17 protein-coding genes are annotated in these 21593 nt (G+C 67.5%); 10 read left to right on the top strand and 7 right to left on the bottom strand.

The window, feature by feature from the left end:
* The first annotated feature begins 190 nt into the window (after positions 1-190).
* Positions 191-1657 carry a lipopolysaccharide biosynthesis protein gene (locus tag FFS35_RS17725; RefSeq protein ID WP_137788219.1) on the top strand — a complete coding sequence of 489 codons (1467 nt, stop codon included), beginning with the start codon at positions 191-193 and terminating at the stop codon, positions 1655-1657.
* A 314-nt stretch (positions 1658-1971) separates the two neighbouring features.
* Positions 1972-2892: a formylglycine-generating enzyme family protein gene (locus FFS35_RS17730; RefSeq protein ID WP_137788220.1), complete on the top strand. Its 921-nt coding sequence runs from the start codon at positions 1972-1974 to the stop codon at positions 2890-2892.
* 9 nt (positions 2893-2901) lie between these two features.
* Here FFS35_RS17730 and FFS35_RS17735 read toward each other — a convergent pair whose 3' ends face one another.
* The 6 genes from FFS35_RS17735 to FFS35_RS17755 form a co-directional block, all read right to left on the bottom strand.
* A complete protein-coding gene (locus FFS35_RS17735; RefSeq protein WP_137788221.1) occupies positions 2902-4167 on the bottom strand; it encodes an adenosylmethionine--8-amino-7-oxononanoate transaminase in 1266 nt (421 codons plus the stop codon).
* Positions 4164-4793, bottom strand: coding sequence for a dethiobiotin synthase (bioD, locus tag FFS35_RS17740; protein WP_137788222.1), 630 nt, complete (start codon positions 4791-4793; stop codon positions 4164-4166). The genes FFS35_RS17735 and bioD overlap by 4 nt, the downstream gene beginning before the upstream one ends.
* Positions 4790-5914 carry an 8-amino-7-oxononanoate synthase gene (locus FFS35_RS17745; RefSeq protein WP_137788223.1) on the bottom strand — a complete coding sequence of 375 codons (1125 nt, stop codon included), beginning with the start codon at positions 5912-5914 and terminating at the stop codon, positions 4790-4792. Before FFS35_RS17745 ends, bioD begins: the two co-directional genes overlap by 4 nt.
* 50 nt (positions 5915-5964) lie before the next feature.
* The gene (locus FFS35_RS20530) at positions 5965-6096 is read right to left on the bottom strand and encodes a hypothetical protein (protein WP_283214579.1); all 132 of its coding nucleotides are present in this window, start codon (positions 6094-6096) and stop codon (positions 5965-5967) included.
* 63 nt (positions 6097-6159) lie between these two features.
* Complete coding sequence (locus FFS35_RS17750; protein ID WP_137788224.1) at positions 6160-6663, bottom strand: methylated-DNA--[protein]-cysteine S-methyltransferase; 504 nt, start codon at positions 6661-6663, stop codon at positions 6160-6162.
* 50 nt (positions 6664-6713) lie between these two features.
* Complete coding sequence (locus FFS35_RS17755) at positions 6714-7307, bottom strand: TlpA disulfide reductase family protein (RefSeq protein ID WP_137788225.1); 594 nt, start codon at positions 7305-7307, stop codon at positions 6714-6716.
* Positions 7308-7323: 16 nt separating this feature from the next.
* Here FFS35_RS17755 and argH point away from each other — a divergent pair, with 16 nt between their 5' ends.
* From argH to FFS35_RS17795, 8 genes are all read left to right on the top strand, one after another.
* Positions 7324-8685: an argininosuccinate lyase gene (argH, locus tag FFS35_RS17760; RefSeq protein WP_137788252.1), complete on the top strand. Its 1362-nt coding sequence runs from the start codon at positions 7324-7326 to the stop codon at positions 8683-8685.
* A 2-nt stretch (positions 8686-8687) separates the two neighbouring features.
* Entirely contained in the window at positions 8688-8945 is a 258-nt protein-coding gene (locus FFS35_RS17765) for a hypothetical protein (RefSeq protein ID WP_137788226.1), read from the top strand.
* Positions 8945-10201, top strand: coding sequence for a diaminopimelate decarboxylase (lysA, locus tag FFS35_RS17770; protein WP_137788227.1), 1257 nt, complete (start codon positions 8945-8947; stop codon positions 10199-10201). Before FFS35_RS17765 ends, lysA begins: the two co-directional genes overlap by 1 nt.
* The gene (locus FFS35_RS17775; RefSeq protein WP_249341730.1) at positions 10198-10950 is read left to right on the top strand and encodes a siroheme synthase; all 753 of its coding nucleotides are present in this window, start codon (positions 10198-10200) and stop codon (positions 10948-10950) included. The genes lysA and FFS35_RS17775 overlap by 4 nt, the downstream gene beginning before the upstream one ends.
* Positions 10947-11900, top strand: coding sequence for a CorA family divalent cation transporter (locus FFS35_RS17780; RefSeq protein WP_137788228.1), 954 nt, complete (start codon positions 10947-10949; stop codon positions 11898-11900). Before FFS35_RS17775 ends, FFS35_RS17780 begins: the two co-directional genes overlap by 4 nt.
* Positions 11901-11974: 74 nt before the next feature.
* On the top strand, positions 11975-17752 hold the full coding sequence (locus FFS35_RS17785) for an Ig-like domain-containing alpha-2-macroglobulin family protein (RefSeq protein WP_137788229.1): 5778 nt from the start codon (positions 11975-11977) through the stop codon (positions 17750-17752).
* Positions 17753-17796: 44 nt separating this feature from the next.
* The gene (gene pbpC, locus FFS35_RS17790; protein ID WP_137788254.1) at positions 17797-19878 is read left to right on the top strand and encodes a penicillin-binding protein 1C; all 2082 of its coding nucleotides are present in this window, start codon (positions 17797-17799) and stop codon (positions 19876-19878) included.
* Positions 19879-19893: 15 nt separating this feature from the next.
* A complete protein-coding gene (locus FFS35_RS17795; protein WP_137788230.1) occupies positions 19894-20691 on the top strand; it encodes a DUF72 domain-containing protein in 798 nt (265 codons plus the stop codon).
* On the opposite strand, the gene FFS35_RS17800 is transcribed toward FFS35_RS17795, so the two are convergent.
* Positions 20684-21580, bottom strand: coding sequence for a hypothetical protein (locus tag FFS35_RS17800; protein ID WP_137788231.1), 897 nt, complete (start codon positions 21578-21580; stop codon positions 20684-20686). The two genes, FFS35_RS17795 and FFS35_RS17800, sit on opposite strands and share 8 nt — an antisense overlap.
* Positions 21581-21593: the final 13 nt, after the last annotated feature.

Consider the following 21593-nt stretch of genomic DNA (forward strand, 5'->3'; position numbering starts at 1 on the left):
CGGCCATAGCGCCTGATTTCCGGTGACCAACAAAGCAAACCAAATGGCCACCCCGTCGGTGAAACCCCTCTAGGCCCCACCACACCAACTCGTCAAACACTTTTTGCAATTTTATGTCCGTCATCGACGAAATCGCCGGATTCCGCGGGTTTTAACGCACTGTGAAGGCGGCAAGGCTAAGCCCGCATCGATGGATGCCACGGCGAATCAACCGAATGAACCAGCGGAATCGCTCTCGCGGCAGGTAAGAAACGCCGTGATCTGGCGCTCCGGGAGCCAGATTCTGGCGCAGCTTGTGCAGTGGGCCGCGACCTTCCTCGTGATCCGCATCCTCAGCCCGCACGATTATGGCCTTTATGCGATGACCGGCGTCTTGCTCGTGTTCCTTAACATGCTCAACGGCTATGGATTGGCGAGCGGCCTGGTGCAGCGGCAAACCATAACGCACCACGAGGTGCGCCAGCTTTTCGGCATGCTGATCGCGCTGAATCTGACGCTCGGAATCATACAGCTGGCGATCGCGCCGCTGGCTGCCGACTATTATCGACAACCACAGGTCGCGACGCTGCTGCGAGTGCAAAGCCTGCTCTATATAGCAACGCCGTTCATCGCGCTTCCTTATGCCCTGCTTAGTCGCGAGATGGACTTCCGGCGCCAGGCGAAAGTCAACATGATCGCCTCGATCGCCAGCGCCAGCACCGCGCTCGCCGGCGCACTGGCCGGTTGGGGAGTATGGACGCTGGTGTTCGCGCCGATGGCGTTGTTCTTCACTCGCGCGATCGGGATGACGGTCGCGGCGCGCGTGTTGGTATGGCCATCGTTCAATTTCCGCGGCGCGGGGGGGCTTGCGCGCTTCGGTGGAGTAATGGCGGCGAGCCAGCTGTTCTGGTTTCTGCAAAGCCAGGCCGACGTGTTCATCGGCGGCCGGCATTTCACGCCGCACATGCTCGGCATCTACACAACCAGCCTGTTCCTGACGCAGATCTTCGTTTCCAAGTTTGTCCCGCCGCTGAACGAGGTGGCCTTTTCGGCCTATGCCCGTATCCAGCACGATGCGGATGCGACGGCCGCAGCGTTCCTGAAGGCGGTCCGCGTCATTATGCTGGTCGCGCTGCCGTTCTATTTCGGGCTGGCGATAACGGCCGAGCCGCTTGTCCTGACCATGCTGGGCGATAAATGGGCAGAAGCTGTCCCAGTGGTGCGCCTGCTTGCCTGCGCGATGCCTTTCATGACGCTGCAGGTGCTATTCTCGCCGGCGTGCGACGCGCTGGGGCGGCCGGGGATCGGCGTGCGCAACGGCGCGACCGGCGCGGTCATTCTGGCAACTGCCTTCATGATCGCGGTGCGCTGGGGCCCGGTCGGGCTGGGATGGGCGTGGATCTGCGCCTATCCAATCTATCTCGGGTTCACCTGCTGGCGATCGCTACCGGTGATCGGCGCCAGCCCTGCACGTGTCGCGCGCGCGATCGCCCCGCCGCTCGCCGCCGCCTCCGCAATGGCCGCGACGGTATGGATCGTCGATGAGAAATTGCCGCCACTGGCGCCGATGCCGCATCTCGGCGTGCTGGTCGCGATCGGCGCGGCGGTCTATGGAGCAGCGCTGCTCGCCTTCGCCCGCGAAACGATCGCGGAATTGATCGCTCTCATCCGGCATTGAGTGCGCGGGCAACCGCGTCGATTCGGTCAGCGGTTTCGCCAGGATCGACAGCATCGGACCTCTGCATCGGACCTCTGGCTGCGGGCGCCGACCTGCGACGACGAGCGGATCGGCCACGGGCTATGGGCTATGGGCTATGGGCGGCAAGGACGGGGCTGTCGTCTTTCCGCCAAACAGTATTCGCCCGGCAATGGCGCGGCCGACCATCGCGCTTGACGCATGACGCAAGTCCGTGTCCGGTTCTGCCGGTGTCATCATCGGAGTTTGTCTGCTCGTCAGACGGAGCGTGACTATTGGCTGCTAACCGCGAGAATATGCGCCTGTTGGACGGCGGGCGCTTCATGATGGGATCGGATCGCCACTATCCCGAAGAGGCGCCGGCCCGGCCGATGCGGGTCGATCGGTTCTGGATCGACGAAACGCCGGTCACCAACGCCGACTTCGCTCGTTTCGTCTCGGAGACCGGCTACGTCACTCTGGCCGAGAACGCGCCGGATCCGCGCGACTATCCCGGCATGGACCCGGCAATGGCGCGGCCTGGCTCTCCGGTTTTTCGCCGCACCTCCGGCCCGGTCGATCTGAACGACCCTGGCCAGTGGTGGGAATTCTGCTTCGGCGCCAACTGGCGCCGGCCGCTCGGACCGGAAAGCTCGATCGTCGGGCTGGAGGATCACCCGGTCATCCATGTCGCCTATGCCGATGCGGAAGCCTATGCCGCATGGGCAGGCAAGTCGCTGCCGACCGAGGCGGAGTGGGAATACGCCGCGCGCGGCGGCCTCGACGGCGCGGATTATGCGTGGGGCGACGAACTTGCGCCGGGCGGGGCGATGCTGGCGAATTACTGGCAGGGGCTGTTCCCCTTCGCCAACCAGTTGCTCGACGGATATGAGCGGACATCGCCCGTGCGCAGCTTTCCGCCCAATGCGTATGGGCTGTGGGACATGATCGGCAACGTTTGGGAATGGACGGCCGATCAATATGCCCAGCCTTCGCCCGCCGCTGGCACGAAGGCGCGCTGTTGCGCACCCGCGCGTCAACCGCGTGGCGCACGTCGGCGCGTCAGTCATCACCCCGCCGTCTCGCAGGATCGGATCGTGCAAAAAGTGCTCAAGGGTGGATCGCACCTGTGCGCCGCGAATTACTGCCAACGCTATCGCCCTGCCGCGCGCCATCCGCAATCGATCGACTCGGCGACCAGCCACATCGGCTTCCGATGTGTTGCGCGCGATCTCTGACGATGACTGTCAACCGCCGCGCGCGATATCGTCCAGAGCATTGGCGATCCCGGCGTACAGGAGATCGAGATCGCGGTCGTCGATGCAATACGGCGGCATGACATAGATCGTATTGCCGAGCGGACGGAGCAGCAGGTCGCTCTCGCGGAAGAGCCGGAGCAGGCGCGGCCCAAAATGCGAGAGATAGCCGCCACCGCGCGAATCGATCACGTCGATCGCGGCAATCGTGCCGATCGCGCGCGGATTGGCGACGCCGGCACGGCCGGTCAGGCCCGCCAGCCGCGCTGCCTGTCGGGCCGCGAGGTCGTCGATACGATCTTGTACCGGCTCGTCGCGCCAGATCGCCAGATTGGCGTTGGCGGCGGCGCAGGCGATCGGATTGGCCGTGTAGCTGGACGAGTGGAAGAACATTCGCGCCCGATCCGGCGACAGGTGCGCCTCGAAGATCGCCTCCGTCGCCATCGTCACCGCGAGCGGGATCGCCCCGCCCGTCAGCCCTTTCGACAGGCACAGGATATCGGGCACCACCCCCGCCTGCTCACATGCCAGCAAGCTGCCGGTGCGGCCCCAGGCGGTCATCACCTCGTCCGCGATGAAAAGAACGCCGTGGCGCGCGCAGATCGCACGCATTTCTGCCAGCACCCACGGCGGATAGATCAGCATCCCGCCCGCGCCGAGCAGCAACGGCTCGACGATCAGCGCGGCAGGGGCGTCGCGACAGGCCGCGTCGAGCGCGTCCAGCGTCCCTTGTTCAGCGCCGGCGGCGGGAAACGGCAGCGTGCCGACATCGAACAGCAGCTGGGAATAGACCGCGTTGTACACGCCGCGCTCACCGACCGACATCGCCCCGATCGTATCGCCATGATAGCTGTGCTGCATCACCAGGATGCGATTGCGTGGCTCCCCGCGATTGGCCCAGAAGCCGAGCGCCATCTTCAGCGCCACCTCCACACTCGTCGATCCCGAATCCGAATAGAAGACGCGGGTCAGCGCGGGTGGCATGATCGCGGTGAGCCCGTTCGCCAGCGTCTCGGCCGGCTCATGCGTCCAGCCGGCGAAGATAATCTGATCGAGCCGCTCGGTCTGCGCCGCGATCGCCGCCATGATCTTCGGATTGCAATGGCCGTGGGTGGTCACCCACCACGAAGAGATGCCGTCGATGATCCGCCGGCCATCGCGCGTATATAACGCCGCTCCGTGCGCGCGGGTGACGAGCGGGGTAGGCTCGCCCAGACCGTGCTGCGTGAACGGATGCCAGACCGGCGAGCCCGTCAACGGAAATCGCCCACGTCGAAATGAGCGGCGAAAGCGCGCGCCAAAGTGCCGGCGTCAAGCCGATCGAGCAGCGGAAGCCGGCCTAGCCGCCGAACCGCGCCGATCTGCGCGATCGTCGTCTCTGAATCGGGCTGCTCCTCCCCCACGAAGGCCATGCCAAGAATCGGGACGCCGCGCCGCCGGAGCGCCTCGATCGAGAGCAGGCTGTGATTGATCGTGCCGAGCGCAGTGCGCGCGACGATCACCACCGGCGCATTCCAGCGCGCGAAGAGATCGGCGAACAGCAGATCGCGGGCCACGGGCACCATGACGCCACCGGCCCCCTCCACTACCAGCGGCCCTTCCACATCGGGCAGTGCGAGCCGCGCGGGATCGACCGTGACGCCATCGATCTCCGCCGCGCGGTGGGGCGAGCAAGGCGTGCTCAGGCGGTATGACTCGGGCAGGATTTGTGCCGCTGCCACGCCAGCAAGCTCGGCGACGCTTTCCCGGTCGCCGCGCGGTTCGACGCCCGCCTGAACCGGCTTCCAGTAATGAGCACCGAGCGCCCCCGTCAGCGCGGCGGCGAAAACGGTTTTCCCGACATCGGTATCGGTGCCGGTGATGATGATCCTTGGATGCTTCATGCGCGCAAACTCCCAATTCGCTCGGCCAGTGCGACGATATCTTCCTCGCCCACATTGAGCGTGATCGAGATGCGCAGCCGCGCCGTACCGGCGGGAACGGTCGGCGGACGAATGCCGCGCACGTCGAACCCTGCCTTCTGCAACCCGGCGGCGAGCGCCATCGTCTTTGCATCCTCACCTATCACCAGCGGCAGGATCTGCGAGCCTGTCGGCGCCGTCCCGTGGGGCGCCAGCGCTGCTTCGGCGAACGCGATCAGCCGCACCAGTCTTGCGCGCCGCTCCGGTTCGTCCGCCAGAATCCGCAGGCTCTCACGCGCGGCGCTCGCCATCAGCGGCGACGGCGCGGTGGAGAAGATGAAGCCGCGCCCGCGATTGACGAGGAAATCGCGCATCACGCGGGGGCCGCAGAGCAGCGCGCCCTCGCAGCCCATCGCCTTGCCGCAGGTTCGCAAGGTGATGACCTGTTCCCGGCCTTCCAGATTGGTCGCCAGCCCGCGGCCTTGTTCGCCGAAGACGCCGGTGGCATGCGCCTCGTCGATCAGCAGCATCGCCTCGTGCCGTTCCGCGACGGCGAACAGTTCCTCAAGCGGCGCACGATCCCCGTCCATGCTGTACAGGCTCTCGACCGCGATCCAGGCTCGCCCCATCCCGCCACCGCGGCGCCAGCGGGTAATCGCGTCTTCGAACGCGCCAGCATCGTTGTGCGCAGCGCCGACATGGTCCGCCCGCCCGATCCGCATTCCTTCGTGCGCGCTCGCGTGAATCAACGCATCATGCACGACCAGATCGCCGCGCTGCGGGAGCGTGGAGAACAGGGTTTCGTTGGCGGTGAAGCCGCTAGAGAAAAACAGGGCGGCTTCGCTGCCGAAGAAGGCCGCCGCCTCCGCCTCGAGCGCTTCATGCTCGGCGTCGTTGCCGCGCAGCAGGCGCGATCCGCCCGCCCCCACAGCAACGCCGCGTTCAAGCGCCGCCACTACCGCCGCGCGCAAACGCGGCGAGTCGGCAAGCCCGAGATAGTCATTCGACGAAAAATCCCGCCCCATGCGCGGTGCGAGGTGGCGCAGCCGCGCCCGCGACGCGAGGTCGCGCAAAACGTGTTCCTGGGCAATCAGCAAGCTCATGCGCGCGCTATACCGGATAGTATGCGGCGCGCGACAAGCGGATTGGCGCATCAACGCTGGTTTTTGCGCCGCCCCCAGATGCGTTCACGCTCGCGACGCCGATGGCGGATAAACAGTACCAGTGCAGTCGCCAGGCCGATCACGAAAAGGGCGAGCAACACATAAGCGATTTCAAGACGCATCGGCGAGACTCTTGCTTGGGCGTTATCTTACCCAACGATCGGGCCATGCCATTGGCTCCCCGCTTAGATCGCCTGCCCGTTTACGCGGCGCTCAAGCTCGAGAAGCGCCTGCTTGGCGGCGAGGCCACCAGCGAATCCCGTCAGCGCGCCGCCCGCCCCGATCACACGATGACATGGCGCAACGATCGAGAGCGGGTTGCGCCCGTTGGCCGCGCCAACGGCCCGCGCCGCGCCGGGACGGCCGAGAGCGCGGGCGATAGCGCCGTAACTGGATGTCTCGCCGAACGGAATGGTCAGCAGCGCCATCCATACCGCCCGCTGAAAATCCGTGCCACCGAACCGCAGCGGCAAATCGAACGCGCGGCGTTTTCCGGCGAAATACTCGGTGAGCTGGCGTTCGGCGTTCGCCAGCACGGGGTGCCCGGGCGCGTCCACGGTGGCGGGCAGCGGCACGCGCGCGGGATCGTCATCCTGCCACAGGATCGCGACGAGTGCGTCGTCGTCCCCGACCAGCCGTAGTTCGCCGACCGGGGTGACAATCGTATTGCCCGACAGGGTTTTGCTCATGTCAGCCGCCATGCCCCAATGTGCGCCCGCGCGCTTCCCGGCGCTTGCGATCAAAGCGCCTCTTGGATCAGCTTGCGCGCTTCCGGCGAAGCCCAGTCCATCGCACCGGAGACGCGCCAGACCTCGCGCCCCTTCGAATCGAACAGGATCGTCGTCGGCAGGTTTACGCGGTAGCCAAGGCTGAGGTTCATCTGAGGATCGGTATAGGGCTGAATCCGATGCAGCCGCCGTGCGGTGACGAACGGGGCCACTTTCGCCTGGTCCATATCCTGGCTGACCGCGACCACCTTTACCCGATCGCCGGACCGCGCGGCCAGCGCGTCGAGGCTGGGCAACTCCTTCACGCACGGCGCGCACCATGTCGCCCACAGGTTCAGCAGCACCGGTTTGCCGCGAAAATCCGCAAGCTTCGCCAGCTTCCCATCTGGCCCGGTGAACGCAGCGTTGATCGCCGCCGTGCCGTGCTGGGCGCGATCGACCGCGCCCGCCTTGCCCTGCGCGGGCTTGGTGGCGACCACCTCGTCGGGTGCAATCGCATTATCCGCCGCTGCGGTCGCTTGCCCGCTGCCTGGGCTTTGCCTATCGCAGCCGCCGGCGGTGAATGCCAGCCCGAGGAGAAAGACGATCGCCGAACGCGAAGCCATGAGCGGTTCCAATCAGATGTGGGGCGGGCGTTTCGCCGAAGGCCCGGCTGCGGTGATGCGTGAGATTAACGCCTCGATCCCGTTCGACAAGCGGATGTGGCAACAAGATATCGCCGCGTCGCAGGCGCATGTCGCGATGCTCGCCGAGCAGGGCGTGGTGGCGGCGGAGGACGCCGCGACGATCTCGTCCGGGCTGGACAGGGTGGCGGCCGATTATGCCGAGAACGGCGTGCCCGACGATCTGACGCTCGAAGACATCCATATGCTCACCGAGGCGCGGCTCGCCGACGCGATCGGCCCGGTCGCGGGGCGGCTGCACACCGCCCGCAGCCGCAACGATCAGGTCGCGACCGATTTCCGCCTCTGGGTGCGGGATGCGATCGATCAGACGCTGGCGGCCCTCGATGCGCTCGATGCGGCGCTGCTGGCGCGGGCGGAACAGCATGCGGGCGACGTCATGCCCGGCTTCACCCATCTGCAGTCCGCACAGCCGGTGACGCTCGGCCATCACCTGATGGCTTATCACGAGATGATCGCCCGCGATGGCTCGCGCTTCCAGGATGCGCGCGCGCGGATGAACCTCTGCCCGCTCGGCTCGGCGGCACTAGCCGGCACGAGCTTCCCGCTCGATCGCCAAGCGACGGCGGCGGCGCTTGGTTTCGACGGGCCGACCCGCAATTCGCTCGACGCGGTTTCGGATCGGGATTTCGCGATCGAATATCTCACCTGCGCCGCGCAATGCTCGCTGCACTTGTCGAGGCTTGCGGAGGAATTCGTGCTGTGGGCATCGCAGCCGTTCGGCTTCGTCAGCTTGAGCGATCAATGGTCTACCGGCAGCTCGATCATGCCGCAGAAGCGCAACCCAGACGCGGCCGAGCTGGTGCGCGGCCATGCCGGCCGGATCACCGGCTGCCTCGTCAGTCTGATGGTCACGATGAAAGGCCTCCCGCTCGCCTATTCGAAGGACATGCAGGACGATAAACCGCCGGTGTTCGAATGCCACGACCTGCTCGGCCTCAGCATCGCGGCGATGACCGGAATGATAGCGAGCGCCACCTTCCGCACCGATCGGATGCGCGCGCTGGCGGAGAGCGGCTTCGCCACCGCCACCGATCTGGCCGACTGGCTGGTGCGCGAGGCCGACGTGCCGTTCCGCGAGGCGCACCACATCACCGGCCGCGCGGTCGCCCGCGCCGAAGCGCTTGGCGTGACGCTGGACAAGGTGCCGCTCGCCGATCTGCGCGCGATCGACGCGCGGATCGATGATCGCATTTATTCGGTGCTGTCCGTGGATGCGTCCGTCGCGAGCCGGACCAGCTTCGGCGGCACCGCGCCAGCCAATGTACGCGCCGCCATCTGTGCGGCGCGGGGAGAGTGACGATGAAGCGCGCATCGACGAAATATGAATTAGCCGCGATTGCGGCGCTCCTGCTGGTGCTCGCGGCGTGCGGCCGCTCGCACGGCCTGCAACCCGCGAAGGGCGAGAGCCTGCCCCCCGCGCCCTATGGCACCGAGGATCCACCGCTGGGCAATCAGCTCATCCGCGCCACTCCGCAGGAACGCCCGGCGCGCGGCGACGAGCTGTTGACCAATTCCATGGACCGCCGGTCGGACCAGTTCGACCTGCCGCCGCGCTGATGGATCATTTCACGCTGATCGACGGCGCGCTGCATTGCGAAGGCGTGTCGCTGGCGAAGATCGCCGCGGAGGTGGGCACGCCCGTCTACGTCTATTCCGCCGCGACATTGCGCCGCCACGCGCAGGTTTTTCGTGAAGGCTTGAAGCCGGCCGGGCGGATCCACCTTGCCTATGCGATCAAGGCCAACCCCAATATCGGCGTGCTGCGCGTGCTCGCGGACGAAGGTTATGGCGCGGACGTGGTCTCGGGCGGGGAGATGGCACGCGCGCTGGCGGCGGGAATGCCGGCGCACGACATCGTCTTTTCTGGCGTCGGGAAGACCGATGCAGAGTTGGTGAAGGGCCTGGAGGCCGGGATCGGCCAGTTCAATCTGGAGCTGGAGGAGGAAGGCGAGGTGCTCGCCGCGCTCGCCGCCGCGCGCGGGCTGACCGCCCCGGCCGTGCTGCGCGTCAATCCCGATGTAGATGCCGGCACGCACGCGAAGATCTCCACGGGGAAGCGTGAGAACAAGTTCGGCGTGCCGATCGATCTCGCGCCGGCGATCTTCGATCGGCTCGGCCCGCTGGATGGGCTGAACCTGCGCGGCATCGCGATCCATATCGGCAGCCAGCTTTTCGATCTGGCGCCGCTGGAAGCCGCCTATCGCCGCGTCGGCGAACTCGTGGCGGAGCTGCGCGCGCGCGGTCACGCGATCACGCACGTCGATCTCGGTGGTGGCCTCGGCGTGCCATACCGGCCCGGCGATGCGCCGCCACCGCCCGCGGATTATGGCGCCATGGTCGCCCGTGCGACCGCCGGCTGGGATGTCCAGCTGATGTTCGAGCCGGGCCGGGTGATCGCGGGCAATGCCGGCGTCCTGCTGACCGAGGTGATCTGGGTGAAGCCGGGTGTGGCCCATCCCTATGTCATCGTCGATGCGGCGATGAACGACCTTGCCCGCCCGGCGATGTACGATGCGTGGCACGATTTCGCCGCCGTACGCCCGAGCGGAGAGACGATGATGGCGAACATCGCCGGTCCGGTTTGCGAGACGGGGGACACGTTCGCGATGGCGCGCGAGATTGATCGCGTCGTGCGCGGCGATCTCGGCATATTCCGCACTGCCGGCGCCTATGGCGCTACTATGGCCTCCACCTACAACAGCCGCGCGCTGGTGCCCGAGGTGCTGGTCGATGGCGATCGCTACACCGTCGTCGCCGATCGCATCGCGGCCGAGACGATCCTCGCGGCCGAGCGCGTGCCGGACTGGCTGTGACGCTGCACAGCCTTCCCCTGTTCGTCCGGCTGAAGGGACGGCCGGTGATATTAGTGGGCGAAGGCGAGACGGCGGAGGCGAAGCGGCGCCTGCTTGAACGCGCCGGCGCGATCGTGGTGGATGAGGCGCACGCCGCATCGTTAGCGATCGTCGTGGACGATGAGGCGGCGGTCGCGCGGCTCAAGGCGCGCGGCGTTCTGGTGAATGCGGTCGACCGGCCGGCGCTGTGCGATTTCACCCTGCCCGCCATCGTCGATCGCGCGCCGGTGATCGTGGCGATCGGCACCGGCGGCGCATCGGCCGGCCTGGCGGCGGCGCTACGTCAGCGGCTGGAGGCGCTGTTGCCAGCTAACCTCGGCCCGCTGGCTTCGGCGCTACACGCCGCGCGCGAGGCATGGCGCGGTCGTTATGCCGATGCGGCCAGCCGACGGCGTGCGATCGGCGCGGCACTGGCGGCCGGCGGCGCGCTCGATCCGCTACGCGATCATGGCGTAACCCCGGATGCAGGACCACCGGATGAAGAGCGCCTGACCGGCGGGATCGTCAGATTGCGGCTTCGCTCCGCCGACCCCGACGACCTGACGCTGCGCGACGCGCGTGCGCTCGCCAATGCCGATCTGGTGAGCCACCGCCCCGGCGTGCCACCCGCCATCCTCGATCGCGCGCGCGCCGATGCCATTCGGATCGAATGTGCCGCCGCCCCGTTGAACGCGCCGGCCGGGCTGACTGTCGATGTGGAGATGCTGTGAGCGGATTCGGATATCGTATCGATGAAGGCAAGCCGCGCCGCATTACCGTGGCGGACGCGCTCGATTGCTCCGCCGGCTTCGTATGGGTGCATCTGTCGGCCACCAATGCTGAGGCCGCCGCGTGGTTGCGCGATCAGGCGAAGCTCCCCGAATATGTCGTGGAATCGCTGATCGCGCAGGAAACGCGGCCGCGCTGCGACGGCTATGATGCGGGCGCCTATCTCAATCTGCGCGGGCGCACCGAGGAGGACCTCGATTCGTCCGATCTGCTCGCGTCCGTGCGCATCTGGGCAACGCGAGGGCGCGTCATCTCGGTGACGCGCAAGCATCTGCTCGCCACCGATACGGTCGAGGAATCGGTGAAGCAGGGCAGCGTTACCGATCCCGGCGATCTCATCACTGCTTATGCCACCGCGATTACCGCCGATCTCGATCCGGTCGTGGCCGCGCTGGGCGACGACATCGATGATTGCGAACAGGCGCTGGACGCCGACCGCGTCTACGAATTGCGACGCCTGGTGACGCGCGTGCGGATCACCTCGATCGGTTATCGCCGCTTCCTCAATCCGCAGCGCGCGGCACTGGAGAAGATGGCGCAGCTTCCCGGTGACTGGCTCGACGGCGACGATCGCGCCCATGTCGCGGCCGCCGCCGATCGCGCCGCGCGAATGGCGGAGGAACTGGAGGCGATCCGTGAACGCGCCAGCCTGATCCACGAGACGCTGACCGATCTGCGCGCGGAACTGATCGACACCCGCAGCCTCATCATCGCGATAGCCGCGATGATATTCCTGCCGCTGACTTTCATCACCGGGCTCTACGGCATGAATGTCGACGGCCTGCCTTATGCGCACGAGCCGTGGTCGTTCGACGCTATCATGGCCGTGTGCGTGCTGATCTCGGTTGGCGCGATCGTCTATTTCATGCGCAAGCAATGGTTTCGCCGCTGAGCTGATCCGCACGTTTCCCGCTGGACTTCGGGCGCCTCCCGCCGATAGCGTCGGCGCGTCTCGGGAGGGTATGCATGAAGATCGCCGCCAAGCTTGCCGTGCTCGCGCTGGCGATCGCGCCGGTCGCGGCGCTCAGCGACAATGCGCCGCGGGTGATCCTGGCGCAGCCGGGTATCGGCGACGGGGCGATCGAGCGGTTCACGATGCGATTCAGCCAGCCGATGGCGCCGCTGGGCGATCCGCGCGCCGCCGCTCCCGCCGCCACGCAATGCCCGGTCGCGGGTCAGGGTCGCTGGGCGGATCAGCAGACCTGGGTCTATGAATTCGCAAAGCCGCTGCCGGGCGGCACGACATGCAGCTTCAAGACGGTGGATGGGCTGAAAAGCGTCGCCGGCTATGCGCTTGCCGGTACGCAAAGCTTCACGGTGGACGCCGGCGGCCCTGTCGCGCGCGCCGTGCTGCCATCGGGCGGCGGCGACGAGATCGAGGAGGACCAGACCTTCCTGGTCGCGGCCAATATGGCGCCCGATCCACGCTCGGTCGCGGCCCATGCCTATTGCGCGGTGGACGGCATCGGCGAGAAGATCCCCGTCGACGTGCTTGCCGCCGACCTGCCCGGGAAGCTCATCGGCGCGATGGGCAAGGATCGCTGGGAGGTGCGCAGCTTCCTTGAGAGCGCGGGCCTGCCCGGCGATCTCGCGCAGGCCTCCCCCGCCGATCGCCAGCGCGCGATGGTCGGGGTTGTGGCGCTGAAATGCCGCCGCAACCTGCCGCCGGGGCGCGACATGGCGCTGCTGTGGGGCGCGGCCATCATCGGCGCAGGCGGCAAGATCGCCGGCACCGATCAGCGTTTCGACTATACCGTGCGCAAGCCGTTTGCCGCGCGCTTCGAATGCTCGCGCGTGAACGCGCAAGCCGGGTGCAGCCCGGTCGAGAAAGCCTATGTCCGCTTCTCCGCGCCGGTGCCGATGTCCACCGCGCAGGCGATCCGCTTCACGTTGCCCGACGGCAAGCAGATCGCGCCTGCGTTCAGCGCCGATGACAAGAAGAAGGCGACGATCGCCGATATCACCTTCGCCGCGCCGCTCCCTTTCGCCACCACCGCGAAGCTGGAGTTACCGCAGGGGGTTAAGGACGAGAGCGGCCGCGCACTTTCCAACGCCGAGCGCTTCCCGCTTGAGGTCCGCTTTGATCGCGCCCCGCCGCTGGTGAAGTTTGCCGCGCCGTTCGGCATCATCGAGGCGAAGGAGGGCGGGGTGCTCCCGGTAACGGTGCGCAATGTCGAACCGGCGCTGCAGGGCCGCAACCTCGCGGTGGGCGGACAATCCCAGCGCATCGCCGACGATGACGGGCAGATCGCGGGCTGGCTGCGGCGCGTGGGATCGGCGGACGACAACCGATATGAGACGGTCACGCGCGGCAAGGATCGGGTGGAAATCAACCATACCGGCGACACGTCGATCCTCACCGGCAAGGGCGCCCCGCTGAAGGTCGCGCTGCCCGGCAAGGGGCAGGATTTCGAGGTGGTCGGCCTGCCGCTCGGCAAGCCGGGCTTCTATGTCGTCGAACTCGCCAGTCCCGTGCTGGGCCGTGCGCTGCTGGGGCGCGACGCGCCGCGCTACGTCGCCGCCGCCGCGCTCGTTACCAACATGGCGGTGCATTTCAAATGGGGCCGGGAACGCAGCCTGGCCTGGGTCACGGCGCTGGATAGCGGCAAGCCGGTTGCCAATGCGGCGGTGGCGATCACCGATAGCTGCACGGGCGCGCTGCTGGCTCGCGGCACTTCAGATCGCAACGGCGTGGTGACGGTGCAGGGCGGGCTGCCGGAGCCGGAAACCTACGGAAGCTGCAACGACAATTCGACCGCGCATCCGCTGATGGTTTCCGCGCGGGCGAACGGCGATTTCAGCTTCACCCTTACATCCTGGGGCGAGGGCATCCGCCCTTATGACTTTGACCTGCCCTATGGCTATTCCAAGCCGGACGACGTGTTCCACACCGTCTTCGATCGCGCGCTGGTCCGCGCCGGCGAGACGATCAACATGAAACATATCGTCCGCCACCCGGTTGGCGCGGGCTTCGTGATCCCGGCCGGCTTCAGCGGCACGCTGCGCCTGTCGCATCGTGGATCGGACACCGAGTTCGATCTTCCGCTGACGATCGACGCGCGTGGGATCGGCGAGACAAGCTGGACCGCACCGAAGGGCGCCCCGATGGGCGATTACGACCTGCGCGTGATAGCGGGTGATCGCACGATCTATACCAACCAGTCGTTCCGGCTGGACGAATATCGTTTGCCCACGATGCGCGCGAGCGTGAGCGGGCCGAAAGGCGCGGTCGTGCGCCCAAAGACGGTGCCGCTCGACCTGTTCGTCGGCTATCTCTCCGGCGGTGGCGCCTCGAACCTGCCGGTGGACCTGCGCGTCGGCTGGTTCGCGCGCCGCGCCAACCCGGATGGATACGAAGCCTATACGTTCGGTGGTCGCGCGGTGCAGGAAGGCGTGCGGGCGCTCAACGGCGACGGCGAGGAGGATGCGCCAAGCCTGCCGCCGACACAGACGCTGCCCGCCACGCTCGGCGGCGACGGAAGCGGGCGACAGGCGATCGATGTTCCGCGGAACCTTGACGGCACCACCGACATGACCGTCGAGATGGATTATCAGGATGCCAACGGCCAGACGCTCACCGCGTCGCGCAGCATCCCGGTTTTCGCCTCACGCGTGCAGCTTGGCGTAAAGACCGACGGCTGGCTGATGAAGCAGGACGATCTGCGCCTGCGCTTCGTGGCGCTCGATCCCGATGGCAAGCCGGTCAAGGGGCAGAAGATAAGCGTCGCCTTTTACAGTCGCCAGATTCTGACGGCGCGGCGGCGGCTGATCGGCGGCTTCTACGCCTACGACAATCAGATGCGAACGACCAAGCTGTCCGCGTCTTGCTCCGCCACGACCGACGCACAGGGGCTGGCGCAATGCGGCGCCGATCCGGGAATTTCGGGCGAGGTCTATGCCGTCGCAACGACTACGGATGCGGACGGGAACGTCGCCCGGGCGGTGAAATCGGTGTGGCTGGCGGGCGATGACGACTGGTGGTTCGGTGGCGATAACGGCGATCGCATGGATCTCGTGCCCGAGCAGCCCGCCTATAGGGCTGGGGATACCGCGCGCTTCCAGGTGCGGATGCCGTTCCGCGACGCCACCGCGCTGGTGACGGTGGAGCGCGAGGGCGTGCTCTCCAGTTTCGTCACCGAACTTTCGGGAAAAGACCCGGTGGTCGAGGTGAAGATGCCGGGCAGCTATGCGCCGGACGTCTACGTTTCGGTGCTGGCGGTGCGCGGCCGCGTAACGCAAAGCTGGTGGGGCTGGTTCAAGAGCCTGTTCGGCGCGCGCGACGAAGCGCCCAAGCCGACCGCGCTGGTCGATCTCTCCAAGCCTGCGTATCGGCTCGGCATCGCCAAGGTGAAGGTGGGCTGGGAAGCGCATACGCTCGGCGTGGCGGTGAAGGCCGATCGCGAGCGTTATGCCGCGCGCGACACCGCGCAGGTGGCGATCCAGGTGCGCGGGCCGGACGGGAAGCCCGCGCGCACCGCCGATGTCGCCTTCGCCGCAGTCGATCAGGCGCTGCTCCAGCTTGCGCCCAACGAATCGTGGGACGTGCTTACCGCGATGATGGGCGATCGCCCCCTATCCGTCCTCACCGCCACCGCGCAGATGCAAGTGGTGGGCAAGCGACATTACGGGCGCAAGGCGGTGGAGGCCGGCGGCGGCGGGGGTGATGCCACCGCGCTCAACCGCGAGAATTTCCAGCCGGTGCTGCTGTGGAAAGGCCGCGTCGCGCTGGACGCGAACGGGCGCGCGGTGGTGCCCGTTGCGCTCAATGACGCGCTCACCTCGTTCCGGCTGGTCGCGATCGCCACCGACGGCGCGGACCGCTTCGGCGCGGGCGCCACCAATATCCGCAGCGCGCAGGATCTGTCGGTCTATGCCGGCTTGCCGCCGGTTGTCCGCACCGGGGACAGCTATGCGGCTGGCTTCACGCTGCGCAACGGATCGGACAAGCCGATGACGGTGACGGCGGAGGTTTCGCTCACCCCGCGCATCGCGACCGGCCGGCCGCTCACCGTGACAATCCCCGCTGGCGGCGCGGCGCCGATCGCGTGGAATCTCGTCGCGCCACCGGTCGCCGGCACGCTGCGCTGGCAGGTAAGCGCGACGGCCAGTAACGGCCGCGCCGCAGACAAGGTGACCGTAACGCAGGAGGTGGTGCCCGCCGTCCCCGTGGAGGTATGGGCCGCGACGCTGGCGCGGGTCGGTGCGCAGACCAGCATTCCGGTCCGCGCACCGGCAGGTGCGCTCGGGGGCATGGGATCGGTCGATATCCGGCTGGACGATACGCTCGCGCCGCCGATGGCCGGGGTCCGCGCGTTCATGGCGGCCTACCCTTATAACTGCTTCGAGCAGCAGATGAGCCGGATCGTCGCGCTGGGCGACACGGCGGGCTGGACGCGGCTTGCCGCCGACATTCCGGCCTATCAGGCATCGGACGGCCTGCTCCGCTACTGGCCAAGCGAAAGCCTGAACGGATCGGAGGCGCTGACCGCCTATGTGCTGTCGATGGCCGGCGAGGCCGGGCTGCCGATCCCCGAGGCTAGTCGAAGCCGGATGATCGAGGGGCTGCGCGCCGTGCTGGACGGGCGTGTGCGGCACGAAGAATATGGCGACGTGCGGCTCCAGCGCCTCGCGGCGTTCGCGGCGCTCGCGCGCGCCGGCGCGGCGGGCCCGGCGATGCTGGGACAGATCGGGATCACCCCCGCGGAAATGCCCACCGCCAGCCTCGCCGATTATCTGATGGCGCTCGATCGGGTCCCCGGCCTCGCCAACGCGCAGGCGCTGCGCGGGGCGGGCGAAAACGCGTTGCGCAGCCGGCTGGTCTATGAAGGCACGCGGCTCGATCTGTCGGACGCGTCGAACGCCCCGTGGTGGCTGATGTCTTCGGCGGATGAAGGATCGATCAAGGCGCTGCTGGCGACTCTTGGCCGCCCGGGCTGGCAGGATGAAGGCGCGAAAATGATGGTGGGCGTCGCCTCTCGCCAGACGCGCGGACGCTGGGATACCACCACCGCCAATGCGTGGGGCGCATTGACGGTACGACGCTTCGCCCAGCTATACCCCGCCAGCGCGATCGCCGGCACGACCGTTGCGACGCTCGGCAATCGCACCGCCAGCTTCGCCTGGCCGCTGGCGGCCGACAAGCGGCAGGCGTCGCTGCCACTGCCGATGACGCAGACGCCGCTGGTGCTGCGCCAGTCCGGCGGGGCAGGGCCGTGGGCGACCGTATCGGTGAAGGCGGCGGTGCCCCTCGCCCAGCCGCTCTCGGCGGGATATCGCCTTTCGCGCAAGGTGGAGGTGGTGCAGCGCCGCATCGCCGGGCAGCTCACGCGCGGGGATGTGCTGCGCATCACGCTGACGGTGGACGCCGCCGCCGAGCGAAACTGGGTAGTGCTCGACGATCCGATCCCGGCTGGCGGCACGATCATCAGTGATCTCGGTGGCCAGTCCAAGCTGCTCGCGGATCAGGCGAATGCCGGCGACGGCGTCAAATTCGGCGCGGTCGATGGCGACGGCAAGCTATGGGATGTGCAGGCTGGCGTCGTCCCGGCCTATGTCGAGCGTGGCAATACCGCATGGCGCGGCTTCTATGCCTGGGTGCCGCGCGGGCGCTTCCAGGCGTCGTACATGCTGCGGCTGAACGGCGCGGGCCGCTTTCAGCTTCCGCCGAGCCGCGTCGAGGCGATGTATTCGCCGGCGATCCATGCCGCGGTGCCCAACGCGCCGGTGGTGGTCGTGCAGCGGTGACGGACATCCTCGCGCCTGCCGAGCCGCGGCGGCGCGCATGGCCCGTGATCGTGATCCTGCTTGCGGCCACGCTGTTTGCGCTGGCGGACTGGCTCACGCGCCCGCCGCCGCTCCCCGGCTATGAGCAGGTGCGCGCGGCGTGGCACCCGTCGGAGGCGTGGCTCTATGACCGCAATGGCGCGTTACTCGATTCCTCGCGCGTCGATTTCGCCACCCGGCGGCTGGCATGGACCCCGCTCGAACAGATCGCCCCGGTCGTCCGCACGACGACCATCGCGGCGGAGGACCGTCGCTTCGAGGATCATGCCGGGGTGGACTGGCTCGCGCTCGGCGGCGCGCTGCGCGATCGGTTGAGCGGCAAGCACCCGCGCGGCGCAAGCACGCTGACGATGCAACTCGCGGGGTTTCTCTCCCACGATCTCGCGCGGCCCGGCGCGCGTGGCTGGCTGGACAAGTTACGCCAGATCCGCGCCGCACGAGCGATAGGAGCGCGCTGGAGCCACGACCAGATACTCGAAGCTTATCTCAACCTGGCCGGATTCCGCGGCGAGGCGCAGGGGATTGGCGCCGCGGCGCTCGGCCTGTTCGGGAAGACGCCGGCGACGTTCACCCGCGACGATGCGTTGCTGCTCGCCGCGCTGCTTCCCAATCCGCAGGCGCCCGCCGGTCGTGTCGCGAACCGCGCCTGTGCGCTGGCGCGCGAGCGGCGCTGCGCGCGCTTTCAGGCGCTCGCCGCCTCGATGCTCGGCCCGGCACGGAGCCTCGCGCTCGATCCGGGGCTTGCGCCGCATCTCGCCGATCGGCTGCTTACCAGACCGGGCCTCAAGATCCGCACGACGCTCGACATCGCCGTGCAACGTGTCGCGATCGCCGCGCTGCGTCGCCAGTTGCTCGGGCTTGGCGCGACCCGCGCGCGCGACGGGGCGGTGATCGTGGTGGACAATGCCAGCGGAGACATCCTCGCTTATGTCGGCGGGATCGGCGGCAATTCCACTGCGCCGGCCGTGGATGCGGCCAACGCCTATCGCCAGGCGGGATCGACACTGAAACCTTTTCTGTACGCGCAGGCGATCGAGAAAGGCTATCTCACCCCCGCCTCGATCCTGGAGGATTCGCCGGTCCAGCTCGACACGGCCTCGGGTCTTTATGTCCCCCAAAACTATGACCGCGCGTTCAAGGGGCCGGTTTCAGCGCGCGCCGCACTAGCGGGCTCGCTCAACGTCCCGGCGGTGCGCACGTTGCTGCTGGTCGGGGTGGACCCGTTCCGCGACCGATTGTGGGATACCGGCTATCGCGGGCTGGTGGAGGATGGCGGCTATTATGGCTTCAGCCTAGCGCTAGGTTCAGCAGAAGTGACGCTGGCGGAGCAGGCCGCCGGCTATCGCAGCCTGGAACAGGCGGGCCGCTGGTCACCCCTTCGGCTGCGGGCGGACGATCCGCGCGTCGCGCCACGCGCGATCACGACCCCGCAGGCGGCGTGGATCGTCAGCGATATGCTGTCCGATCCGGTCGCCCGTGCCGGCACGTTCGGGCTCGACTCAGCTCTCCGGCTGCCGTTCTGGGCCGCCGTGAAAACCGGGACATCGAAGGCAATGCGTGACAATTGGTGCATCGGTTTTTCGGCGCGCTTCACGGTTGCGGTGTGGGTCGGCAATGTCGAGGGGGATGCGATGCGCGCCGTTTCCGGCACCAGCGGCGCGGCGCCGGTGTGGCGCGACGTGATGCTGGCGCTCGGCGGCGGACGTGAGCCGGCGCCCCCGCCCGGAATTGAGGCCCGTGGCGTGACCTTCGCCGGCACACGGGAGCAGCCGCGCCGAGAATGGTTCGTAGCCGGCACCTCATTCGCCCGCGCCGACACCGCACCGGCCGAAGCGCGACGACCAAGGATCGCCGCGCCGGTATCAGGCAGTGTCTATGCGCTCGATCCGGATATTCCGCGTGATCGGCAACGGCTGGCGATCGCCGTGAGCGGTGCGACAGCGCTGCACCGGCTACAACTCGACGCACGTGATCTGGGTGCGCCGAACGCTGCCCCGCTGATTTTTCCCGCGCCGGGCAAGCACCAGCTGGCGTTGGTCGACGTGGCCGGGCGCATTGTCGACCGCGTGACCTTCACGGTGCGTTGAGCGTAAGCTGGCCGGATGAGCAACGGCACGATTCGCATCGGCATCGGCGGCTGGACGTACGAGCCATGGCGCGGCACCTTTTTCCCGCCAAAATGGCCCGTGAAACGCGAGCTGGAATATGCCGCCGGCAAGCTGACCGCTATCGAAGTAAATGGCACCTATTACAGCGGCTTCAAACCGGCCACCTTCGCCAATTGGGCAAGGGCGGTGCCGGACGAGTTCGTGTTCACGCTCAAGGCCTCACGCTTCTGCACGAACCGCAAGATATTGGCGGAAGCCGGAGAATCGGTCGCACGCTTCGTCAGCCAGGGCATTGTGGAACTTGGCGACCGGCTCGGCCCGATCCTGTGGCAATTCATGGCGACGAAAAAGTTCGACGCTGATGATTTCGGCGCGTTCCTCAAGCTGCTGCCCGCGTCGCACGAGGGCGTGAGACTGCGTCACGCAGTGCAGGTGCGGCACGAATCCTTCGCTGACCCGGCATTCGTCCAGATGTGCCGCGCAGCCGGCGTTGCGATCGTCTATGCCGATTCTGCCGATCATCCCTCGATCGCCGATATCACAGCGGACTTCATGTATGTCCGGCTGGAAAGCGGCGTCGAGGACGAACCGGCTGGCTATTCACCCGCCGGGCTGGATCGCTGGGCGGCGGCGGCGCGCGAATGGGCCGCAGGCAGCGCACCCGATGGCCTTCCATATGTCGACGCGGCCACCCCACCGGAGACGCCGCGCGACGCGTTCATATTCTTCATCAACGGCGCGAAAGTGCGCGCGCCAGCCGGCGCGGTGGCGCTTATCCAGCGCGTCAAATAGCGTCCGGTGCCGGCTGAACGGCCGGGTCGGCGGCGCCGGGCGACGGAGAGGCTTGCGCCTCGTCCTGCTTCGGCGGTGCGGGCGGCGACAGCATCAGCGCAGCCGCCTCGATCGCGTCCAGTGCCCGATGCGCATCGAGATAGCGGCGAGCGGCATTAGCCCAATTGCCCGAATTGGTTGCACCCGGCAGCCGCGATACCTCGGCGATCGCCGCCTGTACCTGTCCGGATTCGAGCAGCCGCCGCGCCCGCGCCAGCCGCTCAGCTGGCAGTTGCGACGGTGTCCTCGCATCGTGCAGTATCACCAACTTGCCAAGCTGCCGCCGCACTCCCTCAAGCCAGCCGTCGTCGCCGTTCACGAGAACGTCGGCGTTGGTATCCAGCGCCTGGCGCAGCGCGGTGAGGGTGACCGGCTGGCGCGCCGCCTGGATAATAGTGGCCACCGGGCCCGGCGCGATCTGGCCAAAACGCTCGCGCAGCTGAACCTCGAGATAACCGAGCGGCATGCCGCGATCGATCGCGCGACGGGTGGCGAAGGCGACCATCATCGCCTCGGCCCGACCTGCCTGGGCAGCGGCAGCGGCGGAGCTTGTATCGATCCCCGCGGCACGCGCCTCCAGCGCCGCGAGTTGCGCGGCCAAGGCGGTCTCGCGCGTCTCCAGCGCATTCAGCGTTGGCGCGGGCACAGCCACCGCCGGCGCGGGAGCCGGCCCGGCTGGCTGAGACGAGGGCTGGTCCTGCGGGGCCGTCTGAATGAACCAGCCGTCGGAATTGCGCATCGCCACGAACATCAGCGCGATGCCGACAACAAAGGCGAGCACGGCGAGAGTCATCACCAGCCCGACCCGCGGCCGGCGCGCGGCGGTTTCGCTCGGCATAGGATCGTTCATGGTGATACTATCC

Source organism: Sphingomonas sp. 3P27F8 (genome assembly GCF_005502745.1).
Classification (GTDB): domain Bacteria; phylum Pseudomonadota; class Alphaproteobacteria; order Sphingomonadales; family Sphingomonadaceae; genus Sphingomonas.

Bases quoted from the DNA above. Each gene is read 5' to 3' on its own strand.
- FFS35_RS17730 (WP_137788220.1), top strand. From the start codon at position 1,972: ATGCGCCTGTTGGACGGCGGGCGCTTCATGATGGGATCGGATCGCCAC.
- FFS35_RS17725 (WP_137788219.1), top strand. From the start codon at position 191: ATGGATGCCACGGCGAATCAACCGAATGAACCAGCGGAATCGCTCTCG.
- FFS35_RS17755 (WP_137788225.1), bottom strand. From the start codon at position 7,307: ATGGCTTCGCGTTCGGCGATCGTCTTTCTCCTCGGGCTGGCATTCACC.
- bioD (WP_137788222.1), bottom strand. From the start codon at position 4,793: ATGAAGCATCCAAGGATCATCATCACCGGCACCGATACCGATGTCGGG.
- FFS35_RS17750 (WP_137788224.1), bottom strand. From the start codon at position 6,663: ATGAGCAAAACCCTGTCGGGCAATACGATTGTCACCCCGGTCGGCGAA.
- FFS35_RS17745 (WP_137788223.1), bottom strand. From the start codon at position 5,914: ATGAGCTTGCTGATTGCCCAGGAACACGTTTTGCGCGACCTCGCGTCG.
- lysA (WP_137788227.1), top strand. From the start codon at position 8,945: ATGGATCATTTCACGCTGATCGACGGCGCGCTGCATTGCGAAGGCGTG.
- FFS35_RS17800 (WP_137788231.1), bottom strand. From the start codon at position 21,580: ATGAACGATCCTATGCCGAGCGAAACCGCCGCGCGCCGGCCGCGGGTC.
- argH (WP_137788252.1), top strand. From the start codon at position 7,324: ATGTGGGGCGGGCGTTTCGCCGAAGGCCCGGCTGCGGTGATGCGTGAG.
- FFS35_RS17765 (WP_137788226.1), top strand. From the start codon at position 8,688: ATGAAGCGCGCATCGACGAAATATGAATTAGCCGCGATTGCGGCGCTC.
- FFS35_RS20530 (WP_283214579.1), bottom strand. From the start codon at position 6,096: ATGCGTCTTGAAATCGCTTATGTGTTGCTCGCCCTTTTCGTGATCGGC.
- FFS35_RS17795 (WP_137788230.1), top strand. From the start codon at position 19,894: ATGAGCAACGGCACGATTCGCATCGGCATCGGCGGCTGGACGTACGAG.
- FFS35_RS17785 (WP_137788229.1), top strand. From the start codon at position 11,975: ATGAAGATCGCCGCCAAGCTTGCCGTGCTCGCGCTGGCGATCGCGCCG.